The following is a 15,204-nucleotide window of genomic DNA, read 5'->3' as shown; positions in this document are numbered from 1 at the left end:
GCGGAAAAAAACAACACGGGTTTGTTAACCCTATTTTAGCCCTGTTCTGTCAGAGAGGGCGACGAATGTAATTCAGACGTCCTGATCAAACCGCAATGAGACTAAGGGGAATAGAGTGCGAGTTCTAGCAATGGCATCCCAAAAAGGTGGCTCCGGCAAAACAACTTTGTCGGGTCATTTGGCCGTACAAGCCCAATTGGCCGGAGCAGGTCCAGTGGTTCTGATCGATATCGATCCGCAAGGTTCATTGGCTGATTGGTGGAATGAACGCGAGGCGGAATTGCCAGCCTTTGCGCAAACCACAGTATCACGACTGGCTGCTGATTTGGCAATCTTGCGCCAACAGGGTTTTAAACTTGCTGTCATCGATACGCCTCCGGCCATTACCATGGCGATTCAATCGGTCATCTCGGTTGCTGAGCTTATTGTCATCCCAACCCGCCCCAGCCCGCACGATCTTCGGGCAGTGGGTGCGACGGTTGATTTATGTGAGCGTGCAGGAAAGCCGCTTTTATTTGTTGTTAATGGCGCCACGCCGAAAGCAAAAATTACCTCTGAAGCGGCCGTCGCGCTGTCACAGCATGGCACTGTCGCGCCGATTACGGTTCATCATCGTACAGATTTTGCCGGATCAATGATTGACGGACGGACCGTTATGGAAGTCGATCCTAAAGGCCGCTCTTCTTTAGAAATCCAACATTTGTGGAGTTATATTTCCGATCGGTTAGAGAAAAATTTCCGCCGGACAGTATTCTCATCCCCTGCCATGGCCCCGGCCAGCAATGTTGGCGCCATACGCCCCGGAGGCAATTTTGGTCGCCGGGTTGTTGGATCCTAGTGGGAGGAGCAGAGAATATGACCGAACCTAAACCATTAGCATCCCTGTCATCGTCCCTTCTCGCAAGAAAAGGCGGAGCAAAGCCAGCCATGCGGCGTCAAGGTATGGCCTTTCCATCCGAGTCCCATCATGAAAATGAAGATCTGGGCTGGAACGACATGGGATATGACGTGAACCCTGACCATGAAGCCGTTCAGACAGACGGATATAATGGAACAGAGTCTGATCAATATCATTATAATCCGCTTGCGGGTGCTATTCCCGATGTCGTGCCTGCGGTTCGTAAGCAGCAGGAAGAAATTGCGGCCAAGTTGAGCCAGCAGCCCATGTATCAGGAAGAAGTTCCGGCGGCACCGGAACCTGAGGTCATTGCGCCAGTTGTCCCTAAGGCTTCGTCCGAGAATGTAGAGCAGGCTGTTCCCGTGCCGCTTTCGATTTCGCGTGAAGTCGCGCCTGTTGCTGAACATTCCAAAATTGGTAAAACGCCTACGCCGCGTAAAACACCAGTTGAGACGCCGCAATCAGTGAAAGTCCGGGCTCCGGCAAAAAAATCACGAACACGCAATGCCAGGGCCGCGTTTACCTTACGTTTAGACCCCGATAGGCACCTAAAACTGCGCTTGGCGACGGCTATGAAGAATATTTCGGCGCAACAGTTGGTAACCAAAGCTGTCGACGAATATTTGAAGTCTATCCCCGAACTTGAAGACCTAGCGGGGCGTATTCCGTCACGCGGCGCTGCTTAAACTGATGATATTGAATTTAATTGCGAGGGCATTGATATGAAACGCGATACAATTTTGAAACTGGCCGCTTCGGCGATGGTCATTTCTACCACTCTTACCGGTTGCGGACCTTTTGGAGGCGGCTCGGTAGCATCTTCATCGGCGAAACCTGCTACAGTTAAAGATGGTGCGAAATACGCCAAAAAGGCTGAAAAAGCGCTCCGCGATGGCAAAACCGAAGATGCGATTATTTACGCAGAACGCTCTGTCGCTGGTGTCGGTAATGATCCGGAAACACGCGCGCTTCTTGGGCATTCCTATATGGCTGCCGGACGTTTCCAATCCGCCGAACGCAGTTTTCTGGACGCCATGGAACTTGGTAAAAATGATGCCCGTACGCTGTTAAGCCTGAGCATGGCGCAATTGGCGCAGGGAAAAGCGAATAAAGCGTTGCAACTGATCGAGAACAACCGTCAGTATATTCCAACTGCCGATTACGGTCTTGCACTTGCAATGGCAGGGGACACGAAAACCGCAATTGCCACTTTGGAACAGGCTATCCGCAATTCGGATGTCTCCGGTCGCACGCGCCAGAACCTAGGCCTTGCATATGCTTTGGATGGCCGCTGGCAAGAAGCCAAACTAATGGCGATGCAGGATATAACACCAGCTTCCGTCGATAAACGGGTCATGCAATGGGCGCAAATGGCTCGTCCAGATGCCTATGAAGTACGGGTTGCATCGTTGTTGAACGTGACACCTGCCGCTAACGATCCGGGTCAACCCGTTGGTCTGGCACTGAATGTGACACCGGCGATGCCAGCCGTTGCGAATGCAAATCCCGATGAGGATTATAGCGTTGAAGTGGCAAGCTTTGATCGTAATGCGCCGCTGCCTGCTGTTGGCCCTGCGCCAGTTTCGGGTTCCAATGTGGATTTTATGGCAAAGGCGAATAATGTCGAAGTGTCCCATGTTGATGTTCCTGCCAGCAAACCAGCTGCAAAAACTTTATCAGCGAAAACGGCATCAATCAGTCCAGAGAAAGCCTTCATTGCTGAAGGCCCAACGGCACCTGATGAAAATGCTGTGGTAGAAACAACCGCCGCGCCTGTCACGACCGCTGCAATTCAAGCCATTTCCGCTGTAAAGCCGGTCATGCAAAAAATTGCTTTTACACCGCGATCTCGTGCAGTTTCCAATGGTAATCATTTGGTGCAACTGGGTGCATTCTCTTCAGCCGAAAGCGCGAAGCGCGCTTGGGGCATTTTGTCTGAGCGCAATAGCGATCTGAAATCATTCCAATATGCAAGTTCCGCCGTTAAGGTGAAGGGCAAAACCCTTTACCGCTTAGCCGCAATGGGTTTTGGTAATGAGCAGTCCGCTAACGCCATGTGCGCAGGCATAAAGGCAAAGGGTGGCAACTGCATCGTCCGCAATGTGGATACGGTTCGTCCGACACAAATGGCTAGCAAAGCGCCGCGCCAAATCGCCGCACGCTAAGACCATTTAACAATTTTACTATCGGGGCGGGAAAGCTAAAGGGCTTTTCCGCCCTTATATATGGCGCGTACCCGGCCTTGAACCGGTAATTTATCAAACGGCGTATTGCCAGCAGAAGCGGCCATTTTACGGGTATCAACCTGCCAAGGCGCGTCCGGATCGATGAGGATCAGATCTGCTTCAAAACCTGTAGTAATTTGCCCCGCTTCTACGCCCAATATTTTGGCTGGCGTGGCTGACAGCATTTCAAACAAACGACTAATGCTGATAAGTTCATCGCGGACTAGGTTCAATGATAGCGCAAGCAGCGTTTCCGCACCCGCCATTCCCGATTCTGCTTCCGCAAAGGGCAAGCGTTTATCTTCAGGCCCACGTGGATCATGACCTGATGATATAATATCTATCGTGCTGTCTTTGATGGCGTCGAGACAAGCCTGTCTGTCCTCTTCGCTGCGCAGCGGCGGTGATAATTTGGCGAAGGTTCTGAAATTACTGGTGGCAATGTCGGATAAAAAGAGATGGGCAGGGGTTATGCCACATGTGAGGGGCAATCCCTCTGCTTTCGCCGAACGAATTAGGGCCAGTCCTTGTGCAGTGGTTACCTGCCGAAAATGGACATGCGCGCCGCTTTCCCGCACCAATGCGATATCACGGGCGATGGAGAGCGCTTCAGCCGCAGCAGGTGCGCTCGACAATCCCAGACGGGTCGCGGTTTCACCAGCGGTTGCGACTGCGCCTGCGGTTAAACCACTATCTTCGCTATGGACGATTACCGGCATATCCAGTGATCGGCAATATTGAAGCAGTTTGAGCATGATGCCGCTATCCGCGATCCAGCTTCTGCCGGTCGCGACCGCGCGGGCGCCGGCTTGTTTCATCAAACCAATCTCCGCCAATTCTTTGCCAAGTAAGCCCTTCGTGGCCGCGGCGAGAGGGTGGGACCATAAATCCGGTTTCCCTTCGGCTGCATTATGTTTGATCATGGCTGGCAAATCGAGCGCCGGTGATTGATCGGGCATTAATGCGGCGCGCGTGATTCCGCCGAAATGAAAAGCAGGTTTGTCGATTGCAAAAACGCCCAGATCAATAATGCCGGGCGCAATTATAAGGCCCTGACAATCAATAATCTCATAATCTTGGGAACGCGAATCATCGTTCACGCTGACGATGCGGTCGCCATCAACGTGCACAGTGCCGGATTGTGGCGGCATATCTGGACCAAGGATAAGCTGCGCATTGGTGAAAAACTTCTTCATGACCAGCCCTCCACGCTGCGCGACCGGCGGGTCAGTACGTCGAGACATGCCATTCGGACGGCTACACCCATTTCCACTTGTTCGGTAATTGCCGATCGGTCGAGATCATCGGCAATATCGCTGCTAATCTCAATACCGCGATTCATGGGGCCGGGATGCATAACCAGTGCATCAGGCTTTGCTAATGCAAGCCGCTCTCTGGTCAGCCCATAAAACGCATGAAATTCTCTCGGACTTGGAATGAAATCACCGTTCATGCGTTCATTTTGAAGCCGGAGCATCATGACGACATCTGCGCCGTCGAGTGCCTGCTCAAAATTAGAGAAAGCTTCCACATTCATTCTGTCAAGCGCTGCCGGTAATAGAGAAGTTGGTGCACAAACGCGGACTTTTGCGCCCAATGTGGTCAGGCAATAGATATTAGAGCGTGCAACCCGGCTGTGCATGACATCGCCGCATATTGTAACGGTAAGGCCGCTAATATCGCCTTTGCGCCGTTGAATCGTCAATGCATCGAGCAAGGCTTGCGTGGGGTGTTCATGGCTACCGTCACCGGCGTTAAGAACAGGGCAGTCCACTTTGTCCGCGATTAGCTGGACCGCGCCGGAGCTGCCATGACGGATCACAATCGCATCCGCGCGCATGGCGTTGAGCGTTACCGCCGTATCGATCAGTGTTTCACCCTTTTTAATGCTGGATTGGGCGGCATGCATATTGACAACATCTGCGCCCATCCGTTTGCCTGCGATTTCAAAGGAGAGCAGCGTGCGTGTGCTATTCTCGAAAAAAGCGTTGATCACAGTCAGCCCATCAAGCCGCTCGGAATGTTTGATCGATTTTCGGTTAAGATCGACCCATTGCTCGGCCTCTTTCAAAAGAAATAATATCTCCCAAGGTTGCATCCCGGCGATGCCCAATAGATGGCGATGTGGGAAAGCATCCGACCCAGCGGGAAACTGATGTCCGGCGGCGGATGGTGAACCTGTTTGATCTGATGTCATTAAAGTCAGCTCTATAGTGGTATCATTCTATCGCGGCAAGCCCGTCTATCGCTCCCTGCAAAATATAGGCAGCGGCCATTTTGTCGACTACCTCGCTGCGGCGTTTGCGGCTGACATCGGCGGCGATCAGGTCGCGGGTCACGGCCTGCGTACTCCAGCGTTCGTCCCACAGCAATATCGGCAGCCCTATGGGACGCAAATTCTGGGCAAAGGATTTCGCTGCCTGCGTCTGTTTGCTTTGGCTTCCGTCGAGATTGAGCGGCAGGCCAACGACCAGACCGGTGACATATTGGGCAGCGATAACCGCATTGATCCGTTCCAGATCTTTCGAAAATTTGCGGCGCTCGATAGTTTCAGCGGCGGTTGCGAACATCCACTGGGCGTCACACAGCGCCAAGCCTACGGTCTTTGTCCCGACATCGAGCCCCAGCAAGCGGCCGCCATCTGGCAGCACGTCGCGAAACACCGCGCGGTCTTCGGTCATTAACGAGAGAGAAATGTCGTCATCCTTTTCATGACATCTGCACGAATATTGCTCCAGAACAGGCTGTAGTCATAGACGTGATAATTATTGCCCGGCAGTGTATATGGCCCCATTTCCGGCGGATCGCCGATAAGCAGGAAGCCGCGATCATCACAACGGGCCGGAACCGCACCAGTGACCAACGCAGCATCACTAAGCTTGTCATTGGGAACCAACGTGCCGAGATTTTTGTCCGCAGCCGATTCGGAATTGATGTTCCCGTTTACCGGGTTGGAACATAGCAAATTGGTGTCTTTACGTGGTTCACCGGTAAAGCCGATAGTTGTATCATAAACTTTCATTATGCGGCCATAATCGGCGGGTTCCGCAAAACTTTCCCAACTCAGCAGACAATTGGTTTGCTCTGCCGCTTCGCAAATATTCAGCCCCATGGCGGGAACGTCCGCTTCTACCGATACGGGCCAGCCAACCACATAAGCTGCCACAATTCGGTTGGCGAGAGGCGTTCCTGCTACCCGGTCTTTCAACAAATTGGTCAGATGTAGGCTGCCTTGGCTATGGCCCGCCAATATGATGGGAATATCATCGGGCACTTCCCGGATGAAATAGTCAAAGGCGTTCAGAACATCCTGATAGGCTGCATCCAAGGCTTGCTGGCCTTCTTTTTTCTCTGTCAAGAAAGCCCCTAATGTGGCCTGACGATAGCGTGGTGCCCAAACGTCCCCGACTTGATTAAAGGCACTGGCTTGCCCGCGCAGGAAGATTCTGGCGCGTGCTTCTGATTCTTTATCGCCGAGCGGGGCGTTCCATTTTTCTTTATTTATAAAAGATGTCGGGTGAATAAAGAATATCGCTGCGCGCTTTTTTCCCTGCAGTTCCTCACCATTGGGTTCAAAACCTTGCGGCAACCAGAGCGCAGGATTGCCCTTTTTAATCTCGGGACGTGCATACCACATCGAAATATCGGCATAAATGCTGTCTTCCAGCACTTCTTGAGCCTGAAATTCCGTATCAGGTACGAACACCACTTCGGCTAAGTCTTCTCCATAGATGCGCAGAACAAAGGCTCCGGCCAAGACCAGTACGACCATGGCTGCCACGAAATAGAGAAATTTACGCGCCAATTATTTTACTCCAATTTGGGTCATGGCCGCTCATTCAACTTGAAGCGGCCTCGCGCTAATGCTAGCGGCGCGGGGTACACAATATTTTGTGCTATTACCCTAAAAAAGATGAACCGATAAAGAATGAAATATGTCCGTCGATAAAGAAACCGTCAAAAAGATCGCAAACCTGTCCCGGATCGCCATATCCGATGCAGAGGCTGATGCACTGGTTCCAGAGCTCAATAATATCCTTGGATGGGTAGAACAATTGAGCGAAGTGGATTGTTCCAAGGTTGAGCCGATGACGGCGGTGATCCCCAATAAACTGCGCTTGCGCGATGATGTGGTAACAGACGGCGATGTTCGCGAAAAGATACTGGCCAATGCGCCAGCGGCTGAACATGGGTTCTTTGGCGTGCCGAAGGTGATTGAATAATGGCTGAGATTTTTGAACTGGGTATCGCGGATATCCGTAGCGGTGTTGCATCGGGTGATTTTACAGCCAAGGAAGTAGCAGAAGTGTTTATCACGCGGGTTAGCGCGGCCAAAGCCCTGAACGCGGTATTGGTAGAAACGCCGGAACACGCTCTGGCGGCGGCAGAAGCGACGGATAAAGCGAAAGCGGCGGGCGAAACTCTTGGTAAAATGGCTGGTGTGCCCATCGGCATGAAAGACCTGTTCTGTACCGAAGGCGTGGCGACAACGGCTGCCAGTCTGATCTTGGACGGTTTTGTACCGCAATATGAATCCACGGTCTCATCCAACCTGTTCAAGGCTGGTGCGGGTATGCTCGGCAAACTGAACATGGATCAGTTCGCTATGGGCTCTTCCAATGAAACCAGCGCTTTTGGCAATGTGATTTCACCGTGGCGCCGTAATGATGGCGGTAATGCCGATCTGGCTCCTGGTGGGTCTTCGGGCGGTAGCGCGGCGGTTGTGGCCGGACGCATTTGCCCTGCGGCAACCGGCACCGACACTGGCGGTTCCATCCGTCAACCGGCTGCATTCACGGGTATTACCGGATTTAAGCCAACCTATGGCCGCTGTTCTCGCTGGGGTACAATCGCTTTTGCCAGTTCGCTCGATCAGGCGGGCTCAATGGCCCATGATGTTCGCGATTGCGCAATCATGCTTGAAGCTATGGCCGGTTTTGATCCAAAAGATTCGACATCGCTCGATTTGCCGGTTCCTGAATGGGAAGCTGGACTGAAAAGCGATCTAACCGGAAAACGCATCGGTATTCCCAAAGAATATCGGGTGGATAATATGCCGCCGGAAATTGATGCATTGTGGCAGCAGGGTATTGAATGGCTGAAAGACGCAGGCGCAAAAATCGTCGACGTTTCTCTGCCGCACACAAAATATGCGCTGCCCGCTTATTATATCATTGCGCCAGCAGAGGCATCGTCCAATCTCGCCCGCTATGACGGTGTGCGTTACGGGATGCGCCAATTGCCGGACGGGGCAGGGCTGCAAGACATGTATGCCGCCACCCGCGAAGCAGGCTTCGGTGACGAAGTGAAACGCCGGATAATGATTGGCACCTATGTCTTATCTGCAGGTTATTATGACGCCTATTATACGCAGGCACAGAAGGTCCGGACGCTGATTTCACGGGACTTTGACAAAGCTTGGGAAAGCTGTGATCTGCTTCTCGCGCCAACCGCGCCAAGTGCTGCTTTCGGATTGGGCGAAAAAAGCGATGATCCGCTGGCCATGTACTTGAACGATGTGTTCACTGTGCCTAGCAGTTTGGCCGGATTGCCTGCGATGTCGGTACCGGCAGGATTGGACAAGCAAGGCCTGCCTTTAGGATTGCAGATTATCGGCAAGGCGCTGGATGAGCAGAGCGTGTTTAACGCAGGGCTCGCTATAGAAGAACGGGCCGGCTTTGTCGCGAAGCCGGAGCAGTGGTGGTGAACATGACCGAATCAACATATCGTATTCAGGGCGCAACTGGTGACTGGGAGGTCGTTATCGGCCTTGAGGTGCACGCGCAGATCACGTCCCACGCAAAGCTTTTTTCGGGCGCTTCGACGGAATTTGGCGCAGAGCCGAATACACAGGTTAGTTTGGTCGATGCGGCGATGCCCGGCATGTTGCCGGTGCTGAACAAGGAATGTGTCCGCCAAGCTGTGCGGACTGGTCTCGCGATCAATGCGCAGATCAATAAATATTCGCGCTTCGACCGCAAAAACTATTTCTATGCCGATCTGCCGCAAGGTTACCAGATTTCGCAGCTTTATCATCCGATTGTGGGTGAAGGGAAAATCGAGATTTCTCTCGATGAAAAAGATCCTGATGCCCATGGCAAGACCATTGGTGTGGAGCGAATCCATATCGAACAGGATGCGGGCAAGTTGATGCATGACCAGCATCCGACGATGAGCTATGTTGACCTTAACCGCTGCGGTGTCGCTTTGATGGAAATCGTATCCATGCCGGATATGACTTCACCCAAAGAAGCAGCCGCTTATGTGCGGAAGCTCAGATCAATCCTGCGCTATGTCGGTAGCTGTGACGGCAATATGGAACAGGGTTCGATGCGGGCCGATGTTAATGTTTCCGTGCGTAAACCGGGCGGAAAGCTGGGCACGCGTACCGAAACCAAAAATGTTAATTCGATGCGCTTCATTCAGCAGGTGATTGAATATGAAGCCCAGCGTCAGGTCGATGTGATCGAAAGCGGGGGTGCTATTGTTCAGGAAACACGCCTGTTCGATCCGGACAAGAATGAAACACGGTCGATGCGGTCCAAAGAAGACGCGCATGATTACCGTTATTTCCCGGATCCGGACCTGTTGCCGCTAGAACTTGAAGATGATTTTATCTTTGATTGCAAAGCGAGTTTGCCAGAACTGCCGGATGAAAAACGGGCGCGTTATAAAAATGTTCTGGGCCTCAGCGCCTATAATGCGGCTGTTTTGACGGCAGAGCATGAAACGGCGATCTGGTTTGAGCAATTGCTCGAAACAACTAATGAGCCGGAAAAAATTGCAAGTTCTGCGGCCAATTGGCTGACATCCGAGCTATTTGGTGCGCTCAATAAAATGGGGCTATCGATTGAGCAAAGCCCCGTATCGCCGCAGCAGGCAGCCGAGCTGTTGGGTCTAGTCGCAGATGACACAATATCTGGCAAAATCGCTAAGCAGGTTTTTGAAATCATGCTGGAAACCGGCGAGGGTGCTGCTAAAATCGTTGAAGAGCAGGGCTTGAAGCAGGAATCTGATACTGGCGCGATCGAGAAAGTTATCGCTGACGTCATGGCGTCAAACGAAGACAAGGTCGCCCAATATCGCGGTGGTAAGGATAAATTATTCGGTTTCTTTGTCGGTCAGACAATGAAAGCGATGCAGGGTAAAGCAAATCCGCAAGTTGTTAATGAGCTTTTGAAAAAGGCTCTCGGCGACGCGGGATAAAATAGCGGCGTGTGCGCGCAAAGCGGGCTTGCCCTTTAGGCAATGATCCGCTAGGCGCACGCGTCAATCAAAATTCGATATTGATTTGACGGTGTAACTGTGCGGGCGTGGCGGAATTGGTAGACGCGCCAGATTTAGGTTCTGGTATCTTAGGGTGTGGGGGTTCGAGTCCCTTCGCCCGCACCACAACACCGAAAAATAGGTCGAAATAAAAAATTATGAAGACACTGAAGGGTAATCATGCAGATTGTTGAAACGCTGAACGAGGGTCTGAAACGGGCCTATGACATCAAAATCACCGCGAAGGACATTGAATCCCGCGTCGATAAAGAGGTCAAGAAACTGGCACCGCAGGTTAATATGCCCGGTTTCCGGAAAGGCAAGGTTCCAGCAAATCTCGTTCGCAAGATGCATAATGATGCCTTGATGCAAGATGCTCTGAGCAGCTCCGTTCAGGAAGGTGTCGAGAAAACCATTGCTGACAACAAACTGCGTCCAGCCATGCAGCCAAGCGTAACGCTCGCTGACGGCTATGAAGCTGGTAAAGATGCCGAAGTTAAGGTTGAGCTTGAAATTCTTCCTGAAATTCCGACACCATCCGTAGACGATATTAAATTGGAACGGCTGCAAGTCGAAGCCGACGAGAAAACAGTCGAAGAATCACTGCAGAAGTTTGCAGAGAGCCAGAAGCAGTTTGAAACCGCAGCCAAAAGCCACAAAGCAAAAATTGGTGACCAATGCCTGATTGACTTTGAAGGCAAAGTGGACGGCGTGCCGTTTGATGGCGGCAAAGGCGAAGGCATGGCGATTGAGCTTGGCTCTGGCCGCTTGATCCCGGGTTTCGAAGATCAATTGGTTGGCAAGAAAGCCAATGACGAAGTCCTCGTCAAAGTAACCTTCCCAGAAGATTATAATGTTGACGACCTTAAAGGCAAAGATGCGACATTTGATGTTGTCATCGGTGAAGTGCAAACTGCTAAAGTTGCTAAAGCCGACGATGAGATGGCGAAAGCCATGGGCCTCGAAGGTATTGATCAGCTTCGCGGGCTTTTGAAAGGTCAGATTGAGCAAGAATTAAACGGCCTTACCCGAACCCATATGAAGCGCAAACTGCTCGACCAATTGGCTGCCTCACATGATTTCGAAGTGCCGCCAACAATGGTTGAAGCTGAATTTAATCAGATATGGCAACAGCTTGAGCAGGAAGCGGCTCAAGAAGAAGATCCAGCCAAAGCCAAAAAGGAAATGGAAGACGAGAAGGACGAATATCGTGAGATAGCCGTTCGCCGTGTTCGTCTTGGTTTGCTCCTTTCCGAAATTGGCCAGAGCAATGGGGTGGAAGTTAGTCAGCAGGAAATGTCCATGCTGATCCAGCAGGCGGCCCAGCAGTATCGTCCCGAAGACCGTCAACGTTTTGTTGAATATATCCAGCAAGATGCGATGGCTGCGGCACAGCTTCGTGCGCCAATGTATGAAGATAAGGTCGTCGATTTCCTGTTTGATAAAGCGGCAGTTACCGACAAGAATGTAACGCGCGAAGAGCTCGAAGCGGCTATCGAAGCGGAAGACGAATCAGAAACCAAGCCAGCCAAGAAAAAGGCACCGGCCAAAAAAGCTGCCGCAAAGAAACCTGCCGCTGAAAAGACTGCTGATGCCGAAAAAGCGCCAGCGAAAAAGGCTGCGGTAAAAAAGGCACCTGCTAAGGCTGAAGCAGCTGATAAACCGGCTGCCAAAAAGCCTGCGGCTAAAAAGCCAGCAGCAAAGAAAACTGCCGCAAAGAAATAATCTAATTAATCCGGCGCGGTTATCCATCACCGTGCCGGATCACAGATATACCGCGCAGATTTGTGTTAAATGGGCCGCTTAATCGTCATTGACTGGCGAAATGGTTGGGAAAAATTCCTTAACCGACTTGAACATTGTCGAAGATACACCGATGTAGGATTTAACGGATGGGGACTCCGTTTCGCGGTATCCCCATTTTCATATCCAGATTTTTCACAGAAGGCGTTATATTACCATGCATGATCCGATCGTCGATGCCCTTGTTCCTGTCGTTATTGAGCAATCCAACCGCGGAGAGCGCAGTTTTGATATTTTCTCACGGCTGTTGCGGGAGCGCATCGTCTTTGTAACCGGACAGGTCGAAGATAATATGGCCTCGATCATCACCGCCCAGCTGTTGTTTCTCGAGTCGGAAAATCCGAAGAAGGATATCTACCTCTACATCAACTCCCCCGGCGGAGTCGTAACCGCTGGCATGGCGATCCATGACACGATGCAATACATTCGTCCGCGCGTTGGGACGGTTTGTGTTGGTCAAGCGGCTTCCATGGGTAGCTTCCTGCTCGCTGCTGGTGAACCCGGCATGCGGATGGCCACCACCAACGCCCGAATCATGGTACACCAACCATCCGGCGGCGCACAGGGCATGGCCTCTGATATTGAGATTCAAGCGAAGGAAATCCTTCGCATCCGTAGCCGGATGAACGAGCTTTATGCGAAATATACGGGCAAGCCGATCAAGGAAATTGAAAAGGCGATGGACCGCGACACATTTTTGGAAGCGGATGAAGCCAAAGCCTTCGGGATTGTCGATGAAGTTTATGACAAACGTCCAAAGCCTGCGGAAGGCGATGATAAATAAGGCGTTATCGCGACCCTAAATGAAAATTAAGCTGCTTTTGATAGACTTGGCCATTGCAGAGAATTGCGCCGGAAATCATGGTTAGAAAAAAGCTGTAGCATTTTGTATTTTGAGGGTTAGATTAGATTTTCTAGCCTAGTTTTAAGGACTTTTTATGACGAAATTGACGGGATCTGATTCGAAGAGCACGCTCTACTGCTCGTTCTGCGGAAAATCCCAGCATGAAGTCCGCAAGCTGATTGCTGGACCAACCGTATTTATTTGTGATGAATGTGTTGAGCTCTGCAATGATATAATCCGTGAAGAAACCAAAGGTGCCATTACAGGCAAAAAAGACGGCGAAGTGCCGACGCCTAAGGAAATTTGTGACGTTCTGAACGATTATGTAATTGGACAGGATCGGGCGAAACGCGTTTTATCAGTTGCCGTCCACAATCATTATAAGCGCCTGAACCACGCCGCGAAGTCCGGTGATATTGAGCTCGCTAAGTCGAATATCTTGCTTGTCGGGCCAACTGGTTGCGGTAAGACATTATTGGCCCAGACTTTGGCGAAAACATTTGATGTGCCGTTTACGATGGCTGACGCCACGACATTGACCGAAGCGGGCTATGTTGGCGAAGATGTCGAGAATATCATTCTCAAGCTGTTGCAATCTTCCGATTATAATGTCGAGAAGGCTCAACGCGGCATTGTATATATCGACGAGATCGATAAAATTAGCCGTAAGGCGGAAAATCCATCCATTACCCGGGATGTCTCGGGCGAAGGCGTTCAGCAGGCCCTGCTGAAACTTATGGAAGGCACTACCGCCAGTGTTCCGCCACAAGGCGGCCGTAAACATCCACAGCAGGAATTTCTGCAGGTCGATACAACCAATATTTTATTCATTTGTGGCGGTGCATTCGCTGGCTTGGAGAAAATCATTGGTGATCGACTGGAAGCAAAATCGATAGGCTTTGGCGCGAATGTTTCTGCACCGGAAGAACGCAGAATTGGCAAAACTCTGCAGCAGAGCGAGCCGGAAGATTTATTGAAATTCGGTCTTATTCCTGAATTTGTAGGCCGTTTGCCAGTTATCGCTACGCTTGAAGATCTGGATATTGATGCTTTGGTTCAGATTCTGCAGGAACCCAAAAACGCGTTGGTCAAACAATATGCCAAATTATTCGAGCTGGAGAATGTCGGCCTGACATTTACCGATGATGCTCTGGTCGCCATCGGCAAGAAAGCGATTGAGCGGAAAACTGGTGCACGTGGCCTGCGTTCAATTGTGGAAAATATCTTGCTTGATACCATGTTCGATCTGCCTGATCTGGAAGATGTGACAGAGATTGTTATCGACAAAGATGTGGTCGCTGGAACCAAAGAACCGGTAAAGGTCTTTGCAAAAGCTAGCAAAGCGAAGAAAGAAGACGCGGCCTAAGCCGTATATCTGCGTAGCTTCTGTTCTTACGGTCCCTTTGATGATCAAGGGGGCGTAAGGAAGGTTGTTTATTTATAAACGCAGCTGTCCAAACCTTCGTTCTTCACAACATTTATCCGGGCCGCAATCGTGTTGCCATAACGTCGCGTGAAGCCGGTTGCGCCGTTCACGGCCCGTTGTTTGGGCAAGGGAAGGGCCGCAGCGATCCGTGCGGCCTCTATCTTGGTTAAATCCGCAGCATCTTTCTTAAAATAGCGCTGTGATCCTGCCTGGACGCCGTAGGTCCCGATTCCGGTTTCCGCGACATTGAGGTAAACCTCCATAATCCGCCTTTTACCCCATATTTTCTCGATCAGGAATGTGAAATAGGCTTCTAATCCTTTGCGGAAATATCCGCCGTCTTGCCACAAGAAGACATTTTTGGCGGTCTGCTGGGAAATAGTCGAGCCGCCGCGAATTCGTCCACCCTGACGATTGCGCTCGATAGCGTTTATGATCGCATCCCGGTCGAAGCCGTCATGGCTACAAAATTTTCCGTCTTCCGCTGCAATGACCGCATCGGTCAGATTAGGAGAAATGTCGCTGATCGGTGTCCAATCCTTGGTAATGCCGTTTTCATCCATAAGCATCGTAATTGTTACCGGGGGCGGAACAAACGCATAGAGCCCGACCCACAGCAATGTGATCAGTAAAAAATAGATGATGAGCCGGATAAGCAGCTTGATGAGACGAACAGGGAAGCTGCGTTTTTTTGTGGTCATGTCAGATGATTATACAAAAAACGCCCCGAAAACAAATGCTG

At 51.2% G+C, this 15,204-nt stretch carries 14 protein-coding genes and 1 tRNA gene; 10 read left to right on the top strand and 5 right to left on the bottom strand.

Annotated elements, in window-relative coordinates; genetic code table 11:
- The first annotated feature begins 115 nt into the window (after nucleotides 1-115).
- The 3 genes from V7676_RS04690 to V7676_RS04680 are packed head-to-tail and all read left to right on the top strand — an operon-like array spanning nucleotide 116 to nucleotide 3,063.
- Nucleotides 116-838, top strand: coding sequence for a ParA family protein (locus V7676_RS04690; RefSeq protein WP_335658486.1), 723 nt, complete (start codon nucleotides 116-118; stop codon nucleotides 836-838).
- Between the two features lie 17 nt (nucleotides 839-855).
- The gene (locus V7676_RS04685) at nucleotides 856-1,584 is read left to right on the top strand and encodes a hypothetical protein (RefSeq protein WP_335658485.1); all 729 of its coding nucleotides are present in this window, start codon (nucleotides 856-858) and stop codon (nucleotides 1,582-1,584) included.
- A gap of 36 nt (nucleotides 1,585-1,620) precedes the next feature.
- Nucleotides 1,621-3,063 carry an SPOR domain-containing protein gene (locus V7676_RS04680; RefSeq protein ID WP_335658484.1) on the top strand — a complete coding sequence of 481 codons (1,443 nt, stop codon included), beginning with the start codon at nucleotides 1,621-1,623 and terminating at the stop codon, nucleotides 3,061-3,063.
- 35 nt (nucleotides 3,064-3,098) lie between these two features.
- Here V7676_RS04680 and V7676_RS04675 read toward each other — a convergent pair whose 3' ends face one another.
- From V7676_RS04675 to V7676_RS04660, 4 genes are read right to left on the bottom strand one after another with little or no spacing between them, the layout of a single operon-like run.
- Entirely contained in the window at nucleotides 3,099-4,319 is a 1,221-nt protein-coding gene (locus V7676_RS04675; protein WP_335658483.1) for a dihydroorotase, read from the bottom strand.
- Nucleotides 4,316-5,320, bottom strand: a complete 1,005-nt coding sequence (locus V7676_RS04670) for an aspartate carbamoyltransferase catalytic subunit (protein WP_335658482.1) — start codon at nucleotides 5,318-5,320, stop codon at nucleotides 4,316-4,318. The genes V7676_RS04675 and V7676_RS04670 overlap by 4 nt, the downstream gene beginning before the upstream one ends.
- A 22-nt stretch (nucleotides 5,321-5,342) precedes the next feature.
- Entirely contained in the window at nucleotides 5,343-5,804 is a 462-nt protein-coding gene (ruvX, locus tag V7676_RS04665; protein ID WP_335658481.1) for a Holliday junction resolvase RuvX, read from the bottom strand.
- The gene (locus V7676_RS04660; RefSeq protein ID WP_335658480.1) at nucleotides 5,804-6,928 is read right to left on the bottom strand and encodes a DUF3089 domain-containing protein; all 1,125 of its coding nucleotides are present in this window, start codon (nucleotides 6,926-6,928) and stop codon (nucleotides 5,804-5,806) included. Before V7676_RS04660 ends, ruvX begins: the two co-directional genes overlap by 1 nt.
- A 130-nt stretch (nucleotides 6,929-7,058) precedes the next feature.
- Between V7676_RS04660 and gatC the strand changes: the two genes are divergently transcribed.
- The 7 genes from gatC to clpX all read left to right on the top strand — a co-directional run bounded on the left by gatC (nucleotide 7,059) and on the right by clpX (nucleotide 14,402).
- Nucleotides 7,059-7,346, top strand: a complete 288-nt coding sequence (gene gatC / locus V7676_RS04655; RefSeq protein ID WP_335658479.1) for an Asp-tRNA(Asn)/Glu-tRNA(Gln) amidotransferase subunit GatC — start codon at nucleotides 7,059-7,061, stop codon at nucleotides 7,344-7,346.
- Nucleotides 7,346-8,830, top strand: coding sequence for an Asp-tRNA(Asn)/Glu-tRNA(Gln) amidotransferase subunit GatA (gatA, locus tag V7676_RS04650; protein ID WP_335658478.1), 1,485 nt, complete (start codon nucleotides 7,346-7,348; stop codon nucleotides 8,828-8,830). Before gatC ends, gatA begins: the two co-directional genes overlap by 1 nt.
- Before the next feature lie 2 nt (nucleotides 8,831-8,832).
- Nucleotides 8,833-10,329 carry an Asp-tRNA(Asn)/Glu-tRNA(Gln) amidotransferase subunit GatB gene (gene gatB / locus V7676_RS04645; protein WP_335658477.1) on the top strand — a complete coding sequence of 499 codons (1,497 nt, stop codon included), beginning with the start codon at nucleotides 8,833-8,835 and terminating at the stop codon, nucleotides 10,327-10,329.
- Between the two features lie 101 nt (nucleotides 10,330-10,430).
- Nucleotides 10,431-10,515: transfer RNA gene (locus V7676_RS04640), tRNA-Leu, on the top strand.
- A gap of 54 nt (nucleotides 10,516-10,569) precedes the next feature.
- Nucleotides 10,570-12,114, top strand: coding sequence for a trigger factor (gene tig / locus V7676_RS04635; RefSeq protein WP_335658476.1), 1,545 nt, complete (start codon nucleotides 10,570-10,572; stop codon nucleotides 12,112-12,114).
- 235 nt (nucleotides 12,115-12,349) lie between these two features.
- Nucleotides 12,350-12,976 (top strand): ATP-dependent Clp protease proteolytic subunit, encoded by a 627-nt coding sequence (locus tag V7676_RS04630; RefSeq protein WP_335658475.1) that lies wholly within the window; start codon nucleotides 12,350-12,352, stop codon nucleotides 12,974-12,976.
- Nucleotides 12,977-13,130: 154 nt separating this feature from the next.
- Nucleotides 13,131-14,402: an ATP-dependent Clp protease ATP-binding subunit ClpX gene (gene clpX / locus V7676_RS04625; protein ID WP_335658474.1), complete on the top strand. Its 1,272-nt coding sequence runs from the start codon at nucleotides 13,131-13,133 to the stop codon at nucleotides 14,400-14,402.
- A 68-nt stretch (nucleotides 14,403-14,470) separates the two neighbouring features.
- On the opposite strand, the gene mtgA is transcribed toward clpX, so the two are convergent.
- Nucleotides 14,471-15,163, bottom strand: a complete 693-nt coding sequence (gene mtgA / locus V7676_RS04620; protein ID WP_335658473.1) for a monofunctional biosynthetic peptidoglycan transglycosylase — start codon at nucleotides 15,161-15,163, stop codon at nucleotides 14,471-14,473.
- Nucleotides 15,164-15,204: the final 41 nt, after the last annotated feature.

This window comes from Parasphingorhabdus sp. (assembly GCF_036963805.1).
Classification (GTDB): Bacteria; Pseudomonadota; Alphaproteobacteria; order Sphingomonadales; family Sphingomonadaceae; genus Parasphingorhabdus.
This window is presented reverse-complemented; position numbering and strand designations above follow the sequence as displayed.

Excerpts from the sequence above, each read along its gene's own strand:
- gatC (WP_335658479.1), top strand. The coding sequence starts at position 7,059 with ATGTCCGTCGATAAAGAAACCGTCAAAAAGATCGCAAACCTGTCCCGG.
- mtgA (WP_335658473.1), bottom strand. The coding sequence starts at position 15,163 with ATGACCACAAAAAAACGCAGCTTCCCTGTTCGTCTCATCAAGCTGCTT.
- V7676_RS04630 (WP_335658475.1), top strand. The coding sequence starts at position 12,350 with ATGCATGATCCGATCGTCGATGCCCTTGTTCCTGTCGTTATTGAGCAA.
- gatB (WP_335658477.1), top strand. The coding sequence starts at position 8,833 with ATGACCGAATCAACATATCGTATTCAGGGCGCAACTGGTGACTGGGAG.
- V7676_RS04675 (WP_335658483.1), bottom strand. The coding sequence starts at position 4,319 with ATGAAGAAGTTTTTCACCAATGCGCAGCTTATCCTTGGTCCAGATATG.
- gatA (WP_335658478.1), top strand. The coding sequence starts at position 7,346 with ATGGCTGAGATTTTTGAACTGGGTATCGCGGATATCCGTAGCGGTGTT.
- ruvX (WP_335658481.1), bottom strand. The coding sequence starts at position 5,804 with ATGACCGAAGACCGCGCGGTGTTTCGCGACGTGCTGCCAGATGGCGGC.
- V7676_RS04680 (WP_335658484.1), top strand. The coding sequence starts at position 1,621 with ATGAAACGCGATACAATTTTGAAACTGGCCGCTTCGGCGATGGTCATT.
- V7676_RS04670 (WP_335658482.1), bottom strand. The coding sequence starts at position 5,320 with ATGACATCAGATCAAACAGGTTCACCATCCGCCGCCGGACATCAGTTT.
- tig (WP_335658476.1), top strand. The coding sequence starts at position 10,570 with ATGCAGATTGTTGAAACGCTGAACGAGGGTCTGAAACGGGCCTATGAC.
- clpX (WP_335658474.1), top strand. The coding sequence starts at position 13,131 with ATGACGAAATTGACGGGATCTGATTCGAAGAGCACGCTCTACTGCTCG.
- V7676_RS04685 (WP_335658485.1), top strand. The coding sequence starts at position 856 with ATGACCGAACCTAAACCATTAGCATCCCTGTCATCGTCCCTTCTCGCA.